This is a genomic window from Pantoea sp. alder81, from assembly GCF_020179835.1.
In the GTDB taxonomy this organism is placed as follows: domain Bacteria; phylum Pseudomonadota; class Gammaproteobacteria; order Enterobacterales; family Enterobacteriaceae; genus Pantoea.
The window spans coordinates 45,180-68,704 of record NZ_JAIUDA010000002.1 but is presented as its reverse complement, the minus strand read 5'-3'; the positions used below and the strand labels follow the sequence as shown (position 1 = coordinate 68,704).

Genomic DNA, 23,525 nt, shown 5'->3' with positions numbered 1-23,525 from the left:
GCGGCCCGTGATGCTGTAGATGCGCTGCGTAGCCTGAATCTTTATCGTTATTTAGAAACCTGATGGCCGATAATACCGCCAACGGCTGCACCACCTACTGTACCCAGTGCACTTCCGTTAGTCAGGACAGAACCACCGATTGCACCCGCACCCGCCCCGATGGCGGTATTACGGTCGCGTTTTGACCAGTTCGAACAACCACTCAAGGCAACAACCAGAGTGGCAGCTAATACCGCAACGGTCATACGTTTCATTGTTGTCGTCATCTCTTTCTCCTTGATTGTATGTACAGAGGCAACGTTTTAAGTATAGATGTTGCGCAACGAAGTACTTCATCCCAGTGTGTCATTCAATGCTCTCCATCGTGACCACTTGCGGCGGTTGATCCTGTGCAAACCGTACCGTTCCTGACTTTAGCCTGATGAACCACAGCAAAATTAGGTGAAGATAGAATATTCTTAATTCACGCCACACTTCTTCGGTCTCAGCGACTTTCCGCTGCGTTTACAGCGATTCGCTCCATAACGTTTTCTCCGCTCGTTCAGCACAATTCAGCTATCACAGTTCGCAGGAGAAATAATCATGCTGGAATCGCTCAAGCAGCAGGTGCTGGAAGCCAATCTGGATTTACCGCGCTATAACCTGGTCACATTTACCTGGGGTAACGTCAGTGCCATCGATCGCGAACGTGGCCTGCTGGTGATCAAGCCGTCAGGCGTGAAATACGAGAAGATGCAGCGTGACGATATGGTGGTGGTGGAGTTAGCGAGTGGCAAAGTGGTGGAAGGGGCGCTACGTCCGTCATCAGATACAGCAACCCATCGCGCGCTGTACCTTGCCTGGCCAGAGATTGGTGGCATCGTGCATACCCACTCGCGCCACGCCACGATTTGGGCGCAGGCCGGGCGCGATATTATTGCGCTGGGTACCACGCACGCGGATGACTTCTACGGCACCATTCCCTGCACGCGTGCGATGAAGCGCGAGGAGATTCAACAGGATTACGAGTGGAATACCGGGCAGGTGATTATCGAAAGTTTCGCTCAGCGCCGTATCAAGCCGGGCGATATTCCCGCTGCACTGGTCAACTCGCACGGCCCCTTTTCCTGGGGGAAAGATGCGGATGCTGCTGTACACAGTGCGGTGGTGCTGGAAGAGGTTGCCTACATGGCGCTACACACGGAACAACTGCGCAGCGAACTGCCTCCGATTTCGCAAAATCTGCTCGATCTGCATTATCTACGAAAGCATGGTAAGAACGCTTGGTATGGGCAGAATTAAACATTAACGATTGCAGAGGCGCCTGAAGGCGCCTTTATTTTTTGGCTGGAACAACTAGTATGGCGATGCCGATCATAAAATAGAAATGGCTTATATTTAAAATTAAAACACCGTTTCATTATTATCGCTCTGATCACTTTTTTCCTGAATCTTAGTGGTTATCTTGTCTGTCATGCCAACAGGCAAACGATAACGCACCTCCCTCTGACTCAGTAAAGGTGACACAACTATGCATATCAAACGTGCAATCGATAAAATTCCAGGCGGTATGATGTTAATCCCGCTATTTCTGGGCGCGCTTTGCCACACGTTTTCACCCGGCGCAGGTAAATACTTTGGCTCTTTCACTAACGGCTTAATGACCGGCACAGTGCCTATTTTGGCGGTATGGTTCTTTTGTATGGGCGCGTCGATCAAACTCAGCGCCACCGGGACTGTGCTGCGTAAATCCGGCACTCTGGTGTTAACCAAAATCGCCGTGGCCTGGGTAATTGCTGCTGTGGCATCGCGCATGATGCCGGAAAATGGCGTAGAAGTTGGTATGTTCGCCGGGTTGTCCACGCTGGCCCTGGTTGCCGCCATGGATATGACCAACGGCGGACTGTATGCCTCGATCATGCAGCAATACGGGTCAAAAGAAGAAGCAGGCGCCTTTGTGCTGATGTCGCTGGAATCGGGTCCGCTGATGACCATGGTGATTTTGGGGACCGCTGGCATTGCTTCGTTTGAGCCACACGTGTTTGTCGGCGCAGTGCTGCCATTCATTGTCGGCTTCGCGCTCGGCAATCTCGACCCTGAATTACGCGAGTTCTTTGGCAAAGCCGTGCATACCTTGATTCCCTTCTTTGCTTTTGCGTTGGGTAACACCATCGATTTGGCGGTGATCGCGCAAACCGGTTTACTGGGCGTATTGCTGGGGGTCTCGGTGATCATCATCACCGGTATTCCACTGATTATTGCCGACCGTTTGATTGGTGGCGGTGATGGTACCGCAGGGATTGCCGCTTCAAGCACCGCAGGCGCGGCCGTGGCGACACCGGTGTTGATTGCCGAGATGCTGCCACAGTTTAAACCGGTCGCACCCGCAGCCACCGCACTGGTTGCCACTTCAGTAATCGTGACTTCTGTATTAGTGCCGATTATCACCGCCGTCTATTCAAAACGCGTTAAGCGTTCTCATGTGGCGGTGGGACAGCGCGCTGCCATCAAGTAAGCCTGCTTATCTTTCCCCGACCTTATGGTCGGGGATATCTCTGGATTTTACTTTATAAATCAATCTCTCATTTGGTCTGGCCTCACTCTGGATTACGCTGATGTTGCGTTTAACGCATCACATAACTAGAGGATGAGACTATGACAGTAATTAACCAACCAACTTGCAGATTGTTTACCGAAGTCGGACAAACCACCCAGCTGGCGGCCTACTATGAAGAGGGTCGTCACACCATGTGGATGATGCTTCGTGCCCAACCGCGCCCCAGTTTCAACCACGAATTAATTGAGGAGATCATGAATCTGAGCTATGCCGCACAGCGTTCGGGTCTGCCGATTGATTTTTGGGTGACAGGCTCTCTGGTTCCGCAGATGTTCAACGCCGGAGGCGATTTGCGATTCTTTGTCGAGTGCATTCGCAACAACCGTCGTGAAGCGCTGCGGGCTTATGCGCGCGCCTGCGTGGATTGCATCCATTCGGCCGCACGTGGCTTTGATACCGGTGCGGTGACGCTGGCGATGATTGAGGGCAGTGCATTAGGTGGCGGTTTCGAGGCCGCGCTGGCGCATCACTTCATTCTGGCGCAGAACTCTGCACGTATGGGGTTCCCGGAGATTGCGTTTAACCTGTTCCCTGGCATGGGTGGCTACTCCCTGGTGGCGCGTCGTTCCGGCATGAAGCTGGCTGAAGAGCTGATTTGTGAAGGGGAATCGCACAGTGCAGAGTGGTATGAAACGCGGGGTCTGGTGGATAAAGTCTTCCAGCCGGGCGATGCCTACCGTACCACACGCACCTTTATCGATACTTTGCGTCCGAAGCTGAATGGTGTGCGTGCCATGCTGAAGGCGCGTCAGCGCGTGCTACAACTCTCACGAGCCGAGCTGATGGACATCACGGAAGATTGGGTGGATTACGCCTTCACACTGGAGCCTAAAGACATTGCTTATATGGAACGACTGGTACAGCTACAGAACCGTCATAGCGCATCCCTGCGCAAAGCCGGATAACCGAGACCAGCGTTAAACGCGGGCAGGATGCTTAGCCAGCCAATGCCCGAGCTGTTCTGCGGGCATTGGTTTTGCATAATAATAACCCTGACGCCCATCGACACCGTTGGTCATAACAAACTTCTCTTCGGCTTTGGTTTCAATGCCTTCCGCAATCACCTGCAGATCGAGGGTTTTGGCCACGGCCACAATGGCACGCACCAGCGACTGCGCTACTGGCTGCTTATTGATGTTACGCACGAAGCTTTGATCCAGCTTGATCGCATCAATGGGTACACGAGCTAACTGCGAAAGCGAGGAATAACCTGTACCAAAATCATCAAGATGAACCTGAGCGCCCAGTTCCTGGAATTGTTTCATCAACGTCAGTGCACCGGCTTCGTTCTCAATCAGGCAGCTTTCAGTCAGCTCAATATCAATCGGGCAATCAGTGAGACCGGCCTCGGTCAATGCCTGCTTTAAATCAGTATAGATACTTTGGTTAATCAATTGCTTGGCCGAGACGTTCACGGCAACGCGCAGGTAGATGCCTTCACTACGCCACTGAACAATTTGCTGTAACACATTGAGCATCACCCAGCGCCCAAGCGGAACAATTAAGCCCGACTCTTCGGCGTAAGAGATAAAATCGCCAGGGGGGACCAGACCGCGTTCCGGAGAGTTCCAGCGTACCAGCGCTTCTGCACTGCGTACTTCACCGTCACGGTCTAGTTTGGGCTGGTAATACACCACCAGCTGCTCCAGCTCCAGTGCTTTGCGTAGGTTAGTATCGAGCCAGAGATATTCGAAAACACGTTGGTTCATCTCGTTGGCAAAAACACAGAATTTACCGCGCCCATTCTCTTTGGCGTGATACATGGCGGTATCGGCATTGCGGATCAGGCTTTCACGATCCTCACCATGCAGCGGGGCGAGGGCGATACCAATCGAGCAGCCGCTGTAGACTTCGATCAGACCGACGCGGAACGGTTGACGCAGGCGCTCAAGAATACGCGATGCCATGGCTTCCAGCGCAGCCTGGCTGGTATGTTCTGCCAGTACGACGAACTCATCGCCACCGAGACGAGCCAGCGTCTGGTCTTTGCCCAGACAGCTGAGAATGGCCAGCGACACTGCTTGCAGCAGTTGGTCGCCAAACATATGGCCGTAGGCGTCGTTGACCTTCTTAAAATTGTCCAGATCGAGGTAAACCACGCCAGTTTGACTGCCATTGGCCAATTCCAGTGCCAGACTAATCTGTTGATGGATGGCATTGCGGTTGGGTAAGCCGGTTACCGTATCGGTATTAGCGAGGACGCGTAAGCGTTCCTGAGCACGTCGTTCTTCTGTGATGTCGGTTCCAGAACAGATGAGGAAAATTTCATTTTTCCCACTACCGCTGTGCACAAACTTATTACGAAACAGAAACAGTCGCTGGCCTTTTTTGGTTTTGATCCAGCGTTCCACTTCATAAGAATTGCCGTCACGAAAGAAGCCCGAAATGTTGCGCCGTGAAGCCTGCGCTTCCTGTTTGGTCATAAACAGCTGAAACACGTTGCGGCCGATCACTTCCTGCTCTTTGAGCCCGGTGTACTCTTCGCTTAAGCGGTTGAATCGCTGGATGTTGCCACGCTGGTCCAGAATCACAATCACAGAATTGGCCTCAGAGACCACTTGTTCAGCGAAGGATAAACCCAGCGTCAAATCGCGAGCCACAGAGGAAGTATCACCCCAGGCGGAAGAGGTGCCGGCCCATGTTGATTGGTTCACCTTACGGCCGACAAAGTGCATTGGCACCGGGGCACCGCGCAGGGATAGGGTCAGATTGATACTGGAAGTGATCACCGTCATTGCACGCAGCAAACTGGCTTGTGCAGGGGTTAATGGAACCGCCAAATTGGTATTGGCATTCTCGTCTTCGGCAAAATGCAAAGCATCGCTATCTGAAGTTAAACGCCAATGAGGGCTGGTTGTGCCAAACAGGGTGTATAGCAACGTTTGCCCTTGTTCATCGGTCATGGAAACTTCCTCCGGGGAAATGCTGAGCAGGCGGTATCTCATTATTTTAGCAACAGTATTCAACCTCCTGCGTTAGCACAAGATGCAAACCAAATATATTTTTGTTTTCACTAAAGAATGGCACGAAAAAGCCCCGAAAATCGGGGCTTAAAAATGTCAGCAAGGACACTTGCCGAGCTTGCCTGCCTGGCTGGGAAAACGGGCTTCGAGGCAGTAGCGATGAAACGCGCGCTCATCCATAGGCATCTGCTCGGGATGGTGCTCGCGCATATGCTTCAGATAAGTTTGATAGTCGTGAACGCCAACCATTAAGCGAAAACTTTGCTTCAATCCCTGCCAGAGGCGTTGCCAGCGATTAAGATTTTGCCCGAGGGCCTGGGTTGCGATCGGTAAGCATTGCTGAATCTGCCACGCGCCGACCGGTTTTCTCCAGCGATGAATGGACTCAGACATTTCGCACCTCCTTACGCAGGGAGACTTCGGATTCGTGGGTGGTGGGCACGTCACTGCGCAGTGCACGGCGGATGACAAAGAAGGCCGCAATCAACATGGTGACAGCCACCAGCATAAAGAAGCCGCACAGGGCCGCGTTAATTTGATTGCTAAACACGATGGCTTGCATGTCCGCCACGGTTTTCGCCGGTGCGATGACCATGCCTTCATCAATGCCTTTACGGAACTTGTTGGCCTGCGCAAGGAAACCAATCGAGGGTTTCTCATGAAAAATCTTCTGCCAGCCCGCGGTCATCGAAGTGATGAACAGCCAGGCGGTCGGCACGATGGTGACCCACGCATAGCGCTGCTTTTTCATTTTGAACAACACCACGGTACCCAGAATCAACGCCATTGAGGCCAGCATCTGGTTACCAATACCAAACAGCGGCCACAGGGTATTGATGCCGCCCAGCGGATCGACCACGCCCTGATATACAAAGAAGCCCCAGCCGGCCACCGCCACGGTGGTGCCCGCCATATTACCCAGCCACGAACGGTTGTTGGCCATCGATGGCACCACGGTGCCGACCAAATCCTGCACCATAAAACGGCAGGCACGGGTACCGGCATCCACTGCCGTCAGGATGAACAGCGCTTCGAACAGAATGGCGAAGTGGTACCAGAAGGCCATCATCGCCCGGCTGTTAAACACTTCTGTGATGATATGCGCCATACCGACTGCAAATGTGGGCGCGCCGCCCGCGCGTGACAGCACGGTGCTTTCACCGACATCGCGCGCAATGCCGCTCAGCATCTCGGGCGTAACCACAAAGCCCCAACCGTTAATCACCTGCGAAGCGCTCTCAACGGTGGTGCCGATCAGCGCTGCGGGTGAGTTCATCGCAAAATAGACGCCCGGATCCAGCACTGAGGCGCAAATCAGCGCCATGATCGCCACAAAGGATTCCATTAACATCGCGCCATAGCCGATAAAGCGGATATGACTTTCGCGCTCCACCAACTTTGGTGTGGTACCGCTGGAGACCAGCGCGTGGAAGCCGGAAATCGCACCACAAGCGATGGTGATAAACAGGAACGGGAACAGTGCGCCGGAGAACACCGGTCCGCTACCGTCAATAAATTTGGTCACCGCCGGCATTTTCAGTTCCGGCATGGCGAACAGAATGCCTACCGCCAGCCCGATAATGACGCCGATTTTCAGGAAGGTTGACAGGTAATCACGGGGGGCCAGCAGCAGCCACACCGGCAGAGAAGAAGCCACAAAGCCGTAAATCACCAACACCCACGTCAGTTCGGTGCCTTTCAGCGTGAACAGCGGTCCCCAGTAGGGATCGGCAGCCACATCACCGCCGTAAATAATCGCTGCCATCATCAACACAAAACCAATGATGGACACCTCTGCGATTTTACCCGGGCGCAGAAAACGCATATACACGCCCATAAACAAGGCAATAGGAATCGTCGCGGCGATGGTAAACAGCCCCCACGGACTGTTAGCCAGCGCTTTCACTACCACCAGCGCCAGCGCGGACAGGATGATAATCATCACGCCGAGCGCACCGAGCATGGTGACCACACCGGCAAAGGAACCCAACTCCTGACGTGCCATCTCACCGAGCGAGCGGCCATCACGGCGCGTGGAGATAAACAGAATCAGGAAATCCTGCACCGCTCCGGCCATCATCACGCCAACCAGAATCCAGATGGTGCCGGGCAGGAAGCCCATTTGCGCCGCGAGGATTGGGCCAACCAGAGGACCGGCTCCGGCAATCGCCGCGAAGTGGTGGCCGAACAGCACCCATTTGTTGGTGGGGACATAATCGAGACCATCATTTAGCCGCTCGGCAGGCGTGCGGCGACGATCATCCAGCTCGAAAATACGTTCAGCGATAAACAGGCTGTAGAAGCGATAAGCAATGCTGTAACAGGCAACGGACGCAATCACCAGCCAGACAGCGTTGACGTGTTCGCCACGGCTGAGCGCAAGCATGGCAAACGCACCCGCACCAATTAACGCCACCGCTAACCAGATCAATCTGGTTTTGACGTTGTTCATGAGTTAACTCCTTGTAGAGACCGGGAAAATAGGCGATCGGATACAACAAGTTAAAAGTAATGTAATGAATTGTTAACGACAGGGAATCGAATCAGAAGTGTGAAGCGGAAGGCAAATTTAATATCGGATAAAACTTAGGGGGAAAAATGCGGGATAACGGCTGTTATCCCGCGGATATTCATGCTCAGGCAGCCGGGCGCGCCACAACGCTACGGGTTTCCATACGCACTTCAGCGATGGTCACGTCGATGATGTCGGTCACGCGGTAGGCCACTTCGCCTTTGATCTGCACGGTGCCGCTCTCCTGTGAACACACCATCTCATCACGCACCGCGTGGATGAATGGGGCAGGAATAAAGGCAACCGCGCCATTTTCCAGCAGACGCACGCGCATACCGCCGCGAGAGACATCAATGATCTCGGCGCTGAACTTACGATCAGTGCCCGCAGACGGCGAGAGGAAGCGCGCATACAGCCAGTCACCCACGTCACGCTCGGCCATACGGTTCAGGCGACGACGCTCACTCATAATGGTGGTGAACTCGTCTTTTGGACGCGCAATGCTTTCGCCACGCACAATAGCTTTCAGCAGGCGATGGTTGATCATATCGCCGAATTTACGAATCGGTGATGTCCAGGTCGCATAGGCTTCGAGACCCAGACCAAAGTGTGGACCCGGTTCGGTGCCGACTTCAGCGAAGCTCTGGAAGCGACGAATGCGGCTGTCGAGATACTGCGTTGGCTGGGCATCCAGTTCACGGCGCAGCTGACGGAAGCCTTCCAGTGTGGTGATGGCCTGAGGATCCACGGTGATACCGTGACCGGCCAGCACGCCAGCGGCTTGCTCGGCATTCGCCAGATCAAAACCGGTGTGCAGGTTATAGATACCGAAGCCCAGCTTCTCCTGCAGCACTTTGGCCGCACAGACGTTGGCCAGAATCATCGACTCTTCCACGATGCGGTTGGCGATGCGACGTGGCTCAGAAATGATATCCAGCACTTCGCCTTTTTCACCCAGTACAAAACGGTAATCAGGACGATCTTTGAATACCAATGCATGGGTTTGACGCCACTCGCTGCGCGCCAGGCACACACGATGCAACAAGCGAATCTGCTCGGCAATCGCGTCGTTCTCTGGCTGCCAGCTACCGGCGTTTTCCAGCCAATCCGACACTTCGTCGTAAACCAGCTTGGCTTTGGATTCGATCCATGCGGCGAAGAAGTGCACTTCCCCTGCCACGCTACCATCTGCCGCAAGCGTCACGCGGCAAGCCAGCGCAGGACGACGCACATTTGGACGCAGCGAACAGATGTCATCAGACAGTTCGCGTGGCAGCATGGGGATGTTGAAACCAGGCAGATAATTGGTAAAGGCGCGTTTAGAAGCCAGTTTATCCAGCTCGCTGCCTTCCGCTACATAAGCGGTCGGATCGGCGATGGCAATGGTCAGCAGCAGATGGCCGTCAGCCTGTTCTTCAACATACAGCGCATCATCCATATCTTCCGTGCTGGCACTGTCGATAGTCACGAAGTTCAGCGCGGTGAGGTCTTCGCGTTCTAACTGCTCATCCAGCATCTCGCCGAAGCCAACGTTAGGGGCTTCACGTTCCAGATTATGGCGTGACAGGGTGACCCACCACGGCGCGAGGTGATCGTTCGCAGTGACAATGAATTCGGTGAGTTCAGCATAGAATCCGCGATCGCCTTTAAGCGGATGGCGGCGCATTTCAGCCACGGCCCAGTCGCCATTCTGGAAATCATGGGTGACGTCACGGGCAGCGCGGCACTGAATCGCCTCTTTCAGCAGCGGATGGTCAGGCACAATCGACAAACGATCGTCCTTCTTCTGTACGCGGCCAACAAAGCGGGTGAGGAACGGCTCAATCAGGGTTTCCGGCTCGGCGCTCTCGCGATCTTTATCAGTGTGGATCACCGCAGAAATACGGTCACCGTGCATCACTTTTTTCATCTGCGGAGGGGGAATGAAGTAGCTTTTTTGAGCATCGACTTCGAGGAAGCCAAAGCCTTTTTCTGTGCCTTTCACAACACCTTCGGCGCGCGGAGTTTGCGCGTGAAGCTTCTCTTTAAGCTGCGCGAGCAGCGGGTTATCCTGGAACATAATGTATTTAGTTTCGTGGCCTAAGAGCGGTGGACAGTTTTACGCGAATCAGGGGCGCGCGGCAAGGCCAAAACAGGCTAAAAAGCCGCATTACGCGGCTTTTTACCTTCTGATAGCGCAGAGGACTTAGGCGATGCGCTGCGTAGGAAGAGCAGCGGTTAATGCCAGTTTCACCGGCACCGATTTCGAGGTCGGCGTCCCGCTGCCGTCACCATAGCTGGAGAGCGGCACCAGCGGGTTGGTTTCCGGATAATACGCCGCCAGATTACCGCGCGGAATGTTATACGGCACCAGTTTAAAGCCACTCACCCGACGCGTCAGGCCATCATTCCACAGCGTTTCGATATCCACCAACTGACCTTCGCTGAAGCCGAGTGACGCCATATCGTCCGGGTGGATAAACACCACTTCACGCTGACCGTACACGCCACGATAACGGTCATCGAGGCCGTAAATCGTGGTGTTGTACTGGTCATGCGAACGCAGCGTCTGCAGCGTGAACGGCACTTCAACATCATTGCCCAACTGCGGGAACAGCGAGGTTGGCAGGGCTGCCGCGCTGAATTCCGCCAGTTTACTTGGCGTGTTGAATCGCAACTCTGCCGCGGCGCTACCAAGGTAGAATCCGCCCGGAATATCGCATTTGATATTGAAGTCGGCAAAGCCTGGAATGGTGGCGCCAATGTGATCGCGGATCACATTGTAATCATCCGCCATGCCCAGCCAGTCAATCTTGTCACTGCCTAGCGTGGCGTGAGCAATACCGGCAACAATCGCGGTTTCAGAGCGCTGCGTGTCTGCCAGTGGGATTCCAACGCCTTCTGAGGCGTGCACCATGCTGAAAGAGTCTTCAACGGTTATGAACTGATTACCGCTGGCCTGACGGTCGCGTTCCGTACGGCCCAGCGTCGGCAGGATCAAACCTTCGTGACCCGGCACTAAATGGCTACGATTGAGCTTGGTGCTGATGTGCACGGTCAGACCGCAATGCTGCAGCGCTTCTTCCGTCACCGGTGAATCGGGTGCGGCGGCAGCAAGGTTGCCGCCCAGGGCGATCAGCACTTTTACTTCATCACGCAGCATCGCGCCCAGCGCTTCAACGGTGTTATGGCCGTGTTCACGCGGCGGTTCGAAGCCGAAATGGTTACCTAACGCATCAAGGAACGGCTTATTGGGTTTCTCATCGATCCCCATGGTGCGGTTGCCCTGCACGTTACTGTGACCACGCACCGGACACAGGCCGGCACCTTTTTTACCTAGCTGGCCAAACAGCAGCTGCAGGTTGGTGATTTCACGGACGGTATCAACCGAATGTTTATGCTGAGTCACGCCCATCGCCCAGGTGATGATGATGCGCTCAGCGCTCTGGTAGATTGCCGCCGCTTCCCGGATCTGTGCTTCGCTCAGACCCGATTGACGCACGATATCGTCCCAGCGTGTGTTGTCTACGGCAGCCAGATAGCTCTCGATACCATGGGTATTGGCATCAATAAACGCCTGATCAAAGATACCCGGTTCACCCGCCGCTAAACGCTCACGCTGAACTTCCAGCAGGGTTTTCACCATGCCACGAATTGCCGCCATATCACCGCCAAGATTTGGCTGGTAATAGGCAGAACTAATCGTACCTGCTTTAGAGGTAACGATTTCCAGCGGTTTTTGCGGATCGGCAAAACGTTCCAGCCCGCGCTCGCGCAGGGTGTTAAACGTGACAATTTTCGCACCGTGATCGGCCGCGTGGCGCAGGCTGTGCAGCATACGTGGATGGTTAGTCCCCGGATTCTGACCGATAACGAAAATCGCGTCAGCGTGGTCAAAGTCATCAAGGCGGATGGTGCCTTTACCGACGCCAATACTGCGTTTCAAGCCGGTGCCGCTGGCTTCGTGGCACATGTTGGAACAGTCAGGGAAGTTATTGGTGCCCATCACGCGGCCAAACAGCTGATAAAGCCATGAAGCTTCGTTACTGGCGCGACCGGAAGTGTAAAGCTCCATCTGGTCGGGATGATCCATCGCTTTAAGATGACGGGCAATCATCGCCAGCGCATCGTCCCAGCTGATCGGTTCATAGTGATCGGTGGCACTGTTGTAGCGCATTGGATGCGTCAGGCGTCCCTGATACTCAAGGAAATAGTCGCTCTGTTGGTAAAGCGTACTCACGCTGTGCTGCGCAAAAAACTCAGGCTCCACCACGCGGCGGGTTGCTTCCCAGGTCACGGCTTTCGCGCCGTTCTCACAGAAGCTGAAGGTACTTTTATTGTCATCACCCCACGCGCAACCTGGGCAGTCAAAGCCGCGAGCTTTGTTCATGCGCATCAAATTACGCATGTTTTTCAGGGCAGCTTTACTATCAAGGACAAAACGGGTGGTTGCTTCCAAAGAGCCCCAGCCGCCAGCAGCGGCACGATAAGGCTGAATCTTACGTTTAAATTTCATAGTCGTTGCAGGCTTATTGTTTATGAATTGTTATCAGAATATGACTTCTGTTGAGGGAAAGTGTGCGACTGACTGCAAAAGTTGTCTAATTGATTGGTTTAATGGTGCGATAGGCGGCGTTTATCGCGATGAACGCCCGTTAAGTGTGATGCACTTCAAATTTTGCTGGCTGATCAGACGTGTGGCGACGTGCAATATCAATAACTGGCTAATAATTGCTCTTTCAATTGAGGAAAGGGCGCACTCATGAAGAATCTGGCCAGTCAAATTCACGCCTTTGGTAAAGCGTTGATGATGCCGATTTCGGTCATCGCCGCCGCGGGTATCTTTCTCGGACTGGCGGCGGCAATGCAGAACCCCGCAGTGACCGGCGATGCTTTCGCCAATATGCAGGTGCCGCAACTGATCATCGACTTTATCCGTAAAGTTGCAGCGGCGCTCTTTGCCAATCTGCCGGTTTTCTTTGCGGTGGCCAGTGCGATTGGCTTAGCAAAAGCGGAGAAACCCACCGCGGCGTTTGCGGCAGTGATTGGTTATATCGCCATGAACGTGGGGATCAACGCCACGCTGGCGGCGAAAGGGCTGACTGCAGTCACCGCCACGCCGGCTGCCTTACAGCAAGCGGGCATGGATCAAACCACGGCCATGATGACTTCGGCCGAATACATCGAGATGTTGGGCATTTTCACCTACAACATGAGCGTGCTTGGTGGGGTGATTGCCGGGCTGATCACTGTGGCATTGCACAACCGTTTCTACACTCAGCAATTGCCGACTGCGATCAGTTTTTTTGGTGGACGGCGCTTTGTACCCATCGTGACCGTGGTGGTACTGCCCTTGATTGGCGTGCTGTTGGCGATGGTCTGGCCGACCATTGGCCAGGGGATTGCATGGGTAGGGCAGATGATTGGCAAAAGTGGACAGTACGGCGCGTTTTTGTTGGGCACCGGAGAACGCCTGCTGATTCCGACTGGCTTGCACCACATTCTTAATGAAACTGTGCGCTTTACGCCAATCGGTGGCATGGCGACGGTGGATGGACAAACCATCGTGGGCGCTTTAAACATCTTCAATAGCTCGCTGACCCATCCCGGCGCGATTCCTGATGACACGGTGCGCAGCGCCACGCAGTTTCTTGCCCAAGGCAAAATCCCGGTCATGATGTTTGGTTTACCTGCTGCCGCGCTGGCGATCTATCACACCGCGCGTCCGGAACATAAGCAGCGTGTTAAAGCACTGGTGCTAGCGGGCGCGCTGACGTCATTCACCACGGGCATCACCGAACCGCTGGAGTTCTGCTTCATCTTTGTCTCTCCGGTGCTCTACATCCTCCATGCGCTGTTGACTGGTCTGTCGTTTATGCTGATGTCGATGCTGCATCTGATGATCGGCAATGTGCAAGGTGGTGCTATTGACCTCGTGGTGTTTGGCATCCTTGGCGGCAGCAAAACTCACTGGTGGTGGACGGTCGCGCTCGGCGTAATCTATGTGCCGATTTATTATTACGGTTTTCGTTTTGTCATCACGCGGATGCGGGTGGAAACGCCAGGTCGCGAATCCGATGAAGAGCCACAAACCGCGCAGGTCGCCGCCGATGAACGCACCAAAGTGATTATTAGCGGGCTGGGCGGCGAGGCCAATATAGAGGACATCGATTGCTGCTTCACTCGTCTGCGGGTGCGTGTGAAACAGATGAATGAAGTGGTCGAACAGACGTTGATGACCACCGGCGCGAATGGGGTTAACCGTGTCAGTGAACATGATGTTCAGGTGATTTATGGCCCGCAGGTCGAGAAGATTGCCAACGATGTGAAAAGTGCCCTGGGCGTGGCTTAATACATTTAGTTACCACGCTAATAATAAATTTAGCAATCAATGTTAAATGCCCAACGCTGAGATCGGGGATGATGACTTCCCCCTTCAAGAGCTAAGCCATTAAGAGTGCCGGAGATAAGCGCCGGGTGGGGCATTAACTTTCAACCGAAGGCTGCCGAACGGCGGCCTTTGTGCTTTTTGCATTGTGAACCGGATAAAGCCGCGCGGGTTTGCTAACATAGCGCGATCGTGACTTCAGGGCGGATATTAACATCGACATTAAGCAATTGATCTACCTCTGCAATTTAGAGCGTGAACGCCATTTCGGCCGCGCCGCAGAGGCCAGTTTTGTCAGTCAGCCGACTTTATCGATGCGGTTAAAAAATCTTGAGCGCGAGCTGGGCTTATCGCTGATCAATCGCAGCAACAACTTCGATGGCTTTACGCCGGAAGGGGAACGCGTACTGACCTGGGCGCGTGAGATCGTGTCGGTTTACTCGGGCCTGAAGCTGGAAGTTGAATCGCTGAAGCATGGCGTCAACGGCACCTTACGGCTGGGCGTGATGCCGCAATGCAGCGTCGCGCTGCCCGCGCTGTTGAAAGCAGTGGAAGCTCGTTATCCGCAGCTGGACTATCGCGTGTCAGCCATGAGCGCCGATCAATTGCTGGAAGCGCTCAACAGCCACACCGTGGATGGCGGGATTGGATTTTTTGAGTTGACCGCACTGCGCGAACTGCATTTCCAGACCGCATTGTTGAAAGATCCAGGCGTCGAAGCAATTTTTAATCCTCAACATTTTCCGGAATTGCTGGAACACTCAACCCTTTCACTCACGTTGTTGGCGCAACAACCGTTGTGCCTCGCCGAGCCTACGCGCTATTTCCGACGTTATGTGGATGGACAGCTGCGAGAAACCGGCCTGCTGCCAAGAGTGATCGTCGAAAGTGCGTCGATTATGCAGCTGTTGCAGAGTGCGCAGGTGGGATTAGGCGTGATGATTTCACCTCACGGCCATTTGCTGCCGGAGCTGCTGCAGGATCTGGCGCGGCGCCCGATTGAGATGGCGCCCATGGGGCGCCAGGCGGCATTAGTGATTGCTGAGCCGGGCAGGGCATCGCCGCTGGCTCAACATTTCTTTGACGAAGCGCGACGGCATCTGCCGGATTAACGCGTTTCTCCCAGTGCCATCCATAACCGATCCTGCCAACTGGCAAACGCCACTGCCTGCAACAGCGTGAAAATGCGCTCGGTACCCCAACCCGCATTCAGCAAGGGTTGCAGGTGCGCCGCGCTAAAGCGCTCTGGCATGCGAACCAACTGAGCGCTGACGCCAATCAACGGCTGTGTTTCTCCCGCTTTATCAATATCTGCCAGCAACGCTTTGCGCTGGCTGCCGGCATGGCGCGCGAACTGGCGCTGACAGCCCAGGATGCGCGCACTGGTTGCCTGCGCCAACGCGGCTTCCTCGTCATGATGTTCGCCGATGCGCTGATGCAAGGTTGCCCAGCCATACAGCGCCTGCGCGTCATGCACCAGCAACCAAACCGCCTCGTCCAAACCTTCTATACCCTGACAAAACGTCATCGCCGCCAGTTGATCGGCACTGGCATAGCGCAATTCAACCGGCTTAAACGCGTGCTGCCATGCAGCGTCACGAGCAAAGAACGCTACGTCAGCATCCGCTGGCGGAGAGACGCCGGGGATCCAACGTACCGGCAAGCCCATCAACGCCTGCAGAGAGGCAACGACGCGTGCCTGATAGCTGACAAAACCCACTAACTGATTGAGCGTAACAATATCCGGCTCGGTCAGTCCGACGGCATCCAGCGCGCTGATACTGTTTGCATTGATTAAGGCAGGCTGCATCGCTAACTGGCGCGCATATTGGGTAATTTGCGTCAGGCGGTTATTGCTCTCACGTGATGAATCCGGGCCTGGCAACGGGTTCAGCCGCGCAGAGTAGTGGTTGCAAAGCCGCTGCACGCCCGCAACCTGCGCCACGGTTAACGCGGTGCTCAAGCGATCGTAGAGCGTTAAAGTATGGGTTAACGAAATCGTGAGGTTGTCGGGTAACAGGATCTGGCTGATGTCTCGTGCTGCCAGCAATGCTGGCTGGAAGCGGCTAAACAGTGGCTGCAGCGCCGTGGCCTCCTGTTGCAATCCTAATAAAAAACGATCTTCAATGTAGGCCGCCTCAGGCACCAGCGGCGCGGTGGCCTGGGTGTGCGGACGAGTCTGGCTTTCATAAAACCACTGATCATGGCCGGGAGAACGGCGTTGTTCCATGGTCATTCCTTGCGCAAAAAACGGACTTGGCGCACGACGGGCAAATCTTAAAAGCACATCGCCACCAAAGGGCTAGCTTATCGTCGCTGAAGCACTGGCTGAGGCAAAAGAATGAAGGGGAATAATTAAGATCGAATGAATCTATACGTCAGAGAATTCAAGCGGTAGCAAGCAGACAGGGGAGCGGATACGCTAGATGGCAGGCGAAAGAGAAGAGTAATACCGGCGGGAACGGCCTACATCCGCGCAGATAAAAAAGGCGAGCACCAGGCTCGCCTTCAGAACTTATTTCAGTTCCAGCTCGTTCATCGCGGCAATGCTGAAGCCGCCATCAACGTGTACCACTTCACCAGTGATACCACCTGCCAGATCAGAACACAGGAAGGCCGCAGAGTTACCCACGTCTTCGATGGTCACGGTACGGCGAATCGGGGTAACGGCTTCACAGTGAGCCAGCATCTTACGGAAATCTTTGATGCCTGATGCTGCCAGGGTACGGATTGGACCCGCAGATACGGCGTTAACACGCGTACCTTCAGGACCCATTGCGTTCGCCATGTAGCGCACGTTGGCTTCCAGAGACGCTTTAGCCAGACCCATCACGTTGTAGTTCGGGATCGCGCGCTCTGCACCCAGGTAAGACAGGGTCAGCAGGGCTGAATTTGGGTTCAGCATCGCACGGCACTCTTTCGCCATCGCTACAAAGCTGTAGGCAGAGATGTCGTGAGCGATTTTGAAGCCTTCACGGGTCACGGCGTTCACGTAGTCACCATCCAGCTGATCGCCAGGTGCGAAACCAATTGAGTGAACGAAACCGTCAAATTTTGGCCAGGTTTTTGCCAGTTCGGTGAACAGCGCAGTGATGCTCTCGTCTTCTGCCACATCGCACGGCAGAACAATGTCAGAACCCAAATCTTTAGCGAACTCTTCCACACGACTTTTCAATTTGTCGTTCTGGTAGGTGAAAGCCAGTTCTGCGCCCTGTTTGTGCATCGCCTGTGCAATACCGTAGGCAATGGAGAGTTTACTGGCAACGCCAGTAATCAGAATGCGCTTACCGGAAAGAAAACCCATAGCTGTAATCCTTATGGTCATTGTTGTTGGCGGTCGCAATGATTAAATAGTAGGCGACCGACGTTAATCGACGTGCGGATTCTAGCACGTCTCTCTCAAATGCGGTAAATCGCACCGCGTTTTCGCGATGTGATGATCAATCAACGAACTTTACGCCAGGCTTCAGCGGTTAAGGCTTCACCAAAGTGGCTGGTGATCAGGCGTTTGGTGAGGTCGTGCAGCGGCGAGGCCAGCACATCTGCCGTGCCGCCACGTTCCACCACTTCGCCCTGATGCATGACCAGCACCTGATCGCTGATGTGCTTCATCATGCCGATATGTTGCGTCACATAAATATAGGCGATGCCGTGCTTCTCCTGCAGTTCCAGCATCAGATTCACCAGCTGCGAACGCATGGTCATGTCCAGTGAGGCGAGGGCCTCATCGGCGACAATCACTTTTGGCTGCAGGATCAATGCGCGAGCCAGTGCCAGACGCTGTTTCTGACCGGGTGCCAGCATATGCGGATAGTAACCGGCGTGATCGCGCAGCAAACCCACCTGGCGCAGCGTGGCAATAATGCGCTTCTCCCGCTCTTCATCAGCCAGTTCGGTATTCAGGCGCAGCGGGAAATCGAGAATCTGACTGACGCGCTGGCGCGGGTTAAGTGAGGTCGAAGGATCCTGAAAAATCATGCGAATGCGCTGACTGCGATAGCCGTAGTCACCATACTCCAGCGGATGGTCATCAATCAGCATTTCGCCATCGGTGGGCTCCACCATGCCACTTAGCATCTTGGCTAGCGTCGATTTGCCTGAGCCGTTTTCGCCAATCACTGCCAGCGTCTGTTTTTCCCGCAGGGTGAAACTTACCCCTTTAACGGCTTCGACGTGTTGCCGACGAAACAGCCCGGTACGGTAGCGATAGGTTTTACTGAGATTGCGCACTTCCAGCAGCGTTTCCATGCTTATTGCCCCTCCACATTTAACGGGAAGTGACAGGCAAACAGATGCGATTTAGTGCCAGTGAGGCGCGGTGTCTCAATGCATTTACGCTGCGCATACGGGCAACGCGGGCCCAGACGGCAGCCAATCGGTAAATGTTCCAGTGAGGGAATCGCCCCGGACAGCGTATTCAAGCGACTTTTATGCGGCAGCGCACTGCCAAAGTCGGGCATCGCGCGGATTAGCGCCTGGGTATAAGGATGATGCGGCGTATCCATTAAATCTTCACTCTGCGCGGTTTCGACGGTCTGACCGCAATACATCACGTTGATGCGATCGGCCCACTGACTCATGGTGCGCAGGTCATGGCTAATCAGCAGAATCGTGGTGTTGTTATTCTGATTGAGACGACTCAGCAAACGGAAAATTTGCGCTTGCGTGGTCGGTTCCATGGCATTGGTGGGTTCATCGGCGATCAGCAGACGAGGCTGATTGGCCAGCGCGATGGCAATCATCACCTTCTGACACTCCCCGTCGGTCAGTTCGTACGGGAAGCTGCGCATGATGTCTTTATGATCTTTAATACCGACACGATGCAGCAGTTCGATGGCACGTGCTTTACGCCAGAACCATAAGCGCTGATACCAGCGTCCTTTAAAGGTCCAGCGCGGGATAGCCTGCATCAACTGGCGGCCAATACTCTCGGACGGATCCAGACAGGATTGTGGTTCCTGGAAAATCATCGACACGTTATGACCGACAATGCGGCGTCGTTCGCGTGGTGACAGGCGTAGCAAATCGATATCGTCAAACACCATGCGATCGGCGGTGACGCGCCAGTTGTCTTTGGTTACTCCACAAATCGCTTTAGCAATCAGACTCTTGCCAGAGCCGGATTCACCCACCAGCCCACGCACCTCGCCTTCACTGAGCGTCAGGTTAATGCGATCCACTGCCTTCACCGGACCTTCTGAAGTCATAAACTCGATAGTGAGATTGCGAATATCAAGTAGCGGCATTATTCAGCTCCCGCTTCTACAGCACGACGGACGCCGTCGCCCAGCAGGTTAACGATCAATACGCTGATCATCAGGGCTACGCCGGGCAGCATCACCGTCCAAGGAGCCACATAGATCAGTTCCAGTGCGTCACCCAGCATCGCTCCCCATTCTGGTGAGGGCAGTTGCGCCCCTAAATCGAGGAAACCGAGGGCGGCAATGTCGAGAATGGCCATGGATAGCGAACGGGTAAATTCACTTACCAGCAGCGGCAGCACATTGGGCAACACCGCATTCCACAGAATATTCAGGTTACGCGCGCCATCCAGCCGCAGCGCCACCACATACTCTTTTTCCATCTCGTTATGTACCGCAGTATAGATCTCTCGCACCAGACGCGGGATGATCGCCAGCAAAACAGCCAGCATGGCGTGTTCAAGGCGCGGGCCTAAAAAGGCCACCACGATAATCGCCAGCAGCAGTGACGGAATGGAGAGCAGCGTATCCAGCACGTGATTCATCACCGCAGAGCGCAGACCATGGGTAATGCCCGCCAGAATGCCGAGAATAAGCGCGCAGATTGCGGCCAACACCGTGACCAGCACGGCCGAGCCCACGGTCGGAGCCACACCACTCAGCAGACGACTGAGCACATCGCGGCCCAAATCGTCGGTACCGAGGAAGAAGGAGACATCGCCGTAGCGCGACCAGGAAGGCGGCAACAATTGATAACCAAGGAATTGCTGGTCGATGCCATAAGGCGACAACAAGCCGCCAAACAGGCACAGGAACAGCAGGGCGCCGAAACCGTACAACCCAATCATGCCACTGGTATCACGATAAAAACGCTGCCAGAACAGACGAAACGGGCTGGGTAACTTCGTCTCTGCATAGATATTATCGTAAGGCATACCATTCCTTGTGTTTCAACGGATTAAGCGCCGCACCCAGAATATCTGACAGCACACTGACCAGAATCACCAGACCGCCTACCATCATCACACCGGCAGAGATGGCAGCATAATCCTGCTGACGAATGGCGTTAATCAACCAGCGGCCAATGCCCGGCCAGTTAAACACCACTTCAGTAATCATCGCCAGCGTCAGCATGGTGGAAAACTGCAAACCCAGACGGGGGATCACTGGCGGCAACGCGTTGTGTAGCACATGGCGGCGAATCACGGTGAAGCGGGATAATCCGCGCGTGGCCGCCGCTTTAACGTAGTTTTTATCCATCACATCGCTGGTGCTGCTGCGCAGTAAACGAATCACCTCGGTGGTCGGCGCGACGGCGAGTACCACTACCGGCAGAATCATATGTGTCAGAGCACTCATCAGCATCTCATGGCGCCAGGGGGAAGGACTCAGCCAGGCATCAATCAGCGCAAAGCCGGTAATGTTTTGCACCGGGTAGAGCAGATCAAAGCGTCCCGAAACCGGTAGCCAACCCAGCGTCAGAGAGAAGAACAGAGTAAACAGCAGCGCCAGCCAGAAAACCGGCATGGAAAAGCCGAGCAGTGCCAGCGCGCTGATGAGTTTATCCTGCCATTTTTTGCGCATCACGCCCGCGCAAATCCCCAGCGGAATGCCGACCAGCAGCGCCAGCATGAAGGCCAGTATGCAAAGCTCCAGCGTGGCGGGGAAAACTTCGCGTAGCTGCACGTCGATCAGCTGACCGTTGGTGCTGGAAACACCGAAATCGAATTGCAGCAGGCCTTTAAACCAGAACCACCACGCATCGAACAGCGAGGCACCTTCCAGCGGTGCATTCGGCGTAAAGTAGCTGAGACTAAAACTCACCAGCGACAGTAAAAACAGGGTGATCAGCAGCAACAGCAGGCGACGCAGTATATAGATGATCATGCTTATTCCTCGCTGCTCTCATCGCGGTAAACCCCGGCAAACGAGGCATTACCAAACGGACTCAGCACCAGACCTTTAATATCGTGACGATATGCCTGCAAGCGCAACGATGACGCGAGCGGCAATACCGGAAGCTCCTGCGCCAGAATCAGCTGCGCCTGATCGTAACTGTCGATGCGCGCCGAAAGCTGCTGCGATAACAGCGCTCTTTGCAGTGACTCATCAAACGCCGGTGAACACCAGTGCGCAAAGTTGGTTTGCGAACGGATGGCTGCACAGCTCAACAGCGGCCGGAAAAAACTATCCGGGTCATTACTGTCTGTCGCCCAGCCGGTAAGCGTCAGATCGTGATTCATCGCCATCAGCTGCGCTTCCTGGAAACGGCCTTCCACCGGGGCGATGGTGACGCGGACACCCACCTGAGCCAGATCGGCTTGCAGCAACTCAGCAGTTTTCAGCGGGCTGGGGTTCCAGGATTGTGAAGTCGTAGGCACGACGAGTCGCAAGTGTAGATCTTCCAGCCCGAGCGCTTTCAGCTCTTCACGGGCTTTCGCCGGATTGTATTCGGTGACGCGCGCGTCATTATCATACGCCCAGGAAGCACGCGGTAAAATGGAGGCGGCGGTTTCGGCGGTGCCGTAATAGATCGACTCCATCAGGCGTTCGTTATTGATCGCCAACGCCAGCGCGTGACGCACTTCCGGGCGATCCAGTGGCGGTTTACGCGTGTTGAAAGCTAAATAGGCGATGTTCATGCCGGGGCGCAGCGTCATGCGCAGACGTGGATCATCGCGCAAAATGGAGAGCTGACTGGCCGCAGGATAGGCCAGCACATCGCATTCGCCGGTGAGGAGTTTCGAAAGACGTCCCGTTCCGCCCACGCCGAGATCAATCACCACCTGTTGCAGACGCGGTACCCCTTTCCAGTACTGCGGATTACGTGCCAGACGCAGATACTGCCCGGTGCGGTACTCGCTTAGCTGAAACGGTCCAGTGCCTACCGGCTCGCGATCCAGACGCTCCTGCTGTCCTTTAGCCGTCAGTTTGTCGGCGTATTCCTGAGAAAGAATGGGCGCGTAATGCGTGGCGATGTGCCAGAGGAAAGAGGCATCCGGACTGTTGAGACGGATTTCTACCGTGTCGTTGTCCAGTTTTTTAACGCTTTGTACCGAGTCCGAAAATTGCAGACTATCGAAGTAGGGATAGCTACCGCCGTTGACGTTATGCCACGGATGGTGACGGTCAAACATACGCGCAAAACTAAACACCACATCGTCGGCATTCATCTTTCGCGTGGGCTTAAACCAGTTGGTGTGCTGGAACGAAACGTCTTTGCGCAGATGGAAACGGTATGTGGCGCCGTTATCGCGCACTTCCCAGCTTTGTGCCAGGTCGGGAATTAAGCGATAAGTGTAGGGATCGACATCCAGCAGGCGATCGTATAACTGTGCTGCGAGGGTATCGACCACGAGACCGCTGCTGACCATCTGCGGGTTGAAGGTATTCACCGTGCCATTCACGCAATACACAAAGCCGCTGTTGCGGATGTTATTGGTTGGCGCGGCCAGCACAGACGCACTCAATACGCTGAGACCAAGCAGCAGCGAAGTTAATATTTTGGGCATAGAACTCAACGATTTTGAGGCAATAGCGTGAGTGTATCGCAAAGCTTGCGCACTCCCCAAATTCACGATGATTCTGTGTTGTTTTTCGCCAAAGTGGGGGCGAGGTAATCACAATGTTAGTGTGGAAATGAGAAAAATTCTCAATTAGGGCTTTACAGATGATAATAGGAATGATTATTATTCATCTGCGCTTCGACGGTGGCTCTACCGAAGAAGAGCACGACATTGCTCACATTGCTTCCAGTATTAAGTTGCCCGCATCTAATGCGGGCTTTTTTTTGTGTGTCGTTTTTCCCGTCATCTTTTGCACTGCTGCTGCGTTGGCTGCGCGCACTAACCCCGGTCACATACTGAAGTATGCTCCCGGGGATTAG

At 54.5% G+C, this 23,525-nt stretch carries 18 protein-coding genes; 5 read left to right on the top strand and 13 right to left on the bottom strand.

The window, feature by feature from the left end:
* Positions 1-47: 47 nt before the first annotated feature.
* The gene (osmB, locus tag LBW88_RS05230; protein ID WP_034821457.1) at positions 48-266 is read right to left on the bottom strand and encodes an osmotically-inducible lipoprotein OsmB; all 219 of its coding nucleotides are present in this window, start codon (positions 264-266) and stop codon (positions 48-50) included.
* Positions 267-582: 316 nt separating this feature from the next.
* On the opposite strand from osmB, the gene araD reads away from it, so the two are divergent.
* The 3 genes from araD (at position 583) to LBW88_RS05215 (ending at position 3,501) form a co-directional block, all read left to right on the top strand.
* Positions 583-1,281 carry an L-ribulose-5-phosphate 4-epimerase gene (gene araD / locus LBW88_RS05225; RefSeq protein ID WP_224931907.1) on the top strand — a complete coding sequence of 233 codons (699 nt, stop codon included), beginning with the start codon at positions 583-585 and terminating at the stop codon, positions 1,279-1,281.
* A 229-nt stretch (positions 1,282-1,510) separates the two neighbouring features.
* Complete coding sequence (kdgT, locus tag LBW88_RS05220) at positions 1,511-2,494, top strand: 2-keto-3-deoxygluconate transporter (RefSeq protein WP_224931909.1); 984 nt, start codon at positions 1,511-1,513, stop codon at positions 2,492-2,494.
* A 140-nt stretch (positions 2,495-2,634) separates the two neighbouring features.
* On the top strand, positions 2,635-3,501 hold the full coding sequence (locus LBW88_RS05215) for a crotonase/enoyl-CoA hydratase family protein (protein WP_034821448.1): 867 nt from the start codon (positions 2,635-2,637) through the stop codon (positions 3,499-3,501).
* Between the two features lie 12 nt (positions 3,502-3,513).
* Here LBW88_RS05215 and pdeR read toward each other — a convergent pair whose 3' ends face one another.
* From pdeR to LBW88_RS05190, 5 genes are all read right to left on the bottom strand, one after another.
* On the bottom strand, positions 3,514-5,499 hold the full coding sequence (gene pdeR / locus LBW88_RS05210; RefSeq protein ID WP_224931911.1) for a cyclic di-GMP phosphodiesterase: 1,986 nt from the start codon (positions 5,497-5,499) through the stop codon (positions 3,514-3,516).
* A 156-nt stretch (positions 5,500-5,655) separates the two neighbouring features.
* The gene (locus LBW88_RS05205) at positions 5,656-5,952 is read right to left on the bottom strand and encodes a YbdD/YjiX family protein (RefSeq protein ID WP_224931913.1); all 297 of its coding nucleotides are present in this window, start codon (positions 5,950-5,952) and stop codon (positions 5,656-5,658) included.
* On the bottom strand, positions 5,945-8,011 hold the full coding sequence (locus LBW88_RS05200; protein WP_224931915.1) for a carbon starvation CstA family protein: 2,067 nt from the start codon (positions 8,009-8,011) through the stop codon (positions 5,945-5,947). Before LBW88_RS05200 ends, LBW88_RS05205 begins: the two co-directional genes overlap by 8 nt.
* A gap of 184 nt (positions 8,012-8,195) precedes the next feature.
* Positions 8,196-10,130, bottom strand: a complete 1,935-nt coding sequence (locus LBW88_RS05195) for an exoribonuclease II (protein WP_224931916.1) — start codon at positions 10,128-10,130, stop codon at positions 8,196-8,198.
* Between the two features lie 126 nt (positions 10,131-10,256).
* Positions 10,257-12,566 carry an FdhF/YdeP family oxidoreductase gene (locus LBW88_RS05190; protein ID WP_224931918.1) on the bottom strand — a complete coding sequence of 770 codons (2,310 nt, stop codon included), beginning with the start codon at positions 12,564-12,566 and terminating at the stop codon, positions 10,257-10,259.
* Between the two features lie 246 nt (positions 12,567-12,812).
* Between LBW88_RS05190 and LBW88_RS05185 the strand changes: the two genes are divergently transcribed.
* Positions 12,813-14,402, top strand: coding sequence for a PTS transporter subunit EIIC (locus LBW88_RS05185; protein WP_224931920.1), 1,590 nt, complete (start codon positions 12,813-12,815; stop codon positions 14,400-14,402).
* A 251-nt stretch (positions 14,403-14,653) separates the two neighbouring features.
* Positions 14,654-15,550 carry a LysR family transcriptional regulator gene (locus LBW88_RS05180; RefSeq protein WP_224932035.1) on the top strand — a complete coding sequence of 299 codons (897 nt, stop codon included), beginning with the start codon at positions 14,654-14,656 and terminating at the stop codon, positions 15,548-15,550.
* Here the strand turns inward: LBW88_RS05180 and LBW88_RS05175 are convergent.
* From LBW88_RS05175 to sapA, 7 genes are all read right to left on the bottom strand, one after another.
* Positions 15,547-16,668 (bottom strand): CMD domain-containing protein, encoded by a 1,122-nt coding sequence (locus LBW88_RS05175; RefSeq protein WP_224931922.1) that lies wholly within the window; start codon positions 16,666-16,668, stop codon positions 15,547-15,549. The genes LBW88_RS05180 and LBW88_RS05175 overlap by 4 nt on opposite strands.
* 285 nt (positions 16,669-16,953) lie before the next feature.
* Complete coding sequence (fabI, locus tag LBW88_RS05170) at positions 16,954-17,742, bottom strand: enoyl-ACP reductase FabI (RefSeq protein WP_007892455.1); 789 nt, start codon at positions 17,740-17,742, stop codon at positions 16,954-16,956.
* 140 nt (positions 17,743-17,882) lie between these two features.
* Complete coding sequence (gene sapF, locus LBW88_RS05165) at positions 17,883-18,686, bottom strand: putrescine export ABC transporter ATP-binding protein SapF (protein ID WP_224931924.1); 804 nt, start codon at positions 18,684-18,686, stop codon at positions 17,883-17,885.
* A gap of 2 nt (positions 18,687-18,688) precedes the next feature.
* Positions 18,689-19,684: a putrescine export ABC transporter ATP-binding protein SapD gene (gene sapD / locus LBW88_RS05160; protein ID WP_200570279.1), complete on the bottom strand. Its 996-nt coding sequence runs from the start codon at positions 19,682-19,684 to the stop codon at positions 18,689-18,691.
* Positions 19,684-20,574 carry a putrescine export ABC transporter permease SapC gene (gene sapC, locus LBW88_RS05155; RefSeq protein ID WP_224931926.1) on the bottom strand — a complete coding sequence of 297 codons (891 nt, stop codon included), beginning with the start codon at positions 20,572-20,574 and terminating at the stop codon, positions 19,684-19,686. The genes sapD and sapC overlap by 1 nt, the downstream gene beginning before the upstream one ends.
* Complete coding sequence (sapB, locus tag LBW88_RS05150; RefSeq protein ID WP_224931927.1) at positions 20,561-21,526, bottom strand: putrescine export ABC transporter permease SapB; 966 nt, start codon at positions 21,524-21,526, stop codon at positions 20,561-20,563. Before sapB ends, sapC begins: the two co-directional genes overlap by 14 nt.
* 2 nt (positions 21,527-21,528) lie before the next feature.
* Positions 21,529-23,151, bottom strand: coding sequence for an ABC transporter substrate-binding protein SapA (sapA, locus tag LBW88_RS05145; RefSeq protein WP_224931929.1), 1,623 nt, complete (start codon positions 23,149-23,151; stop codon positions 21,529-21,531).
* Positions 23,152-23,525 lie beyond the last annotated feature (374 nt).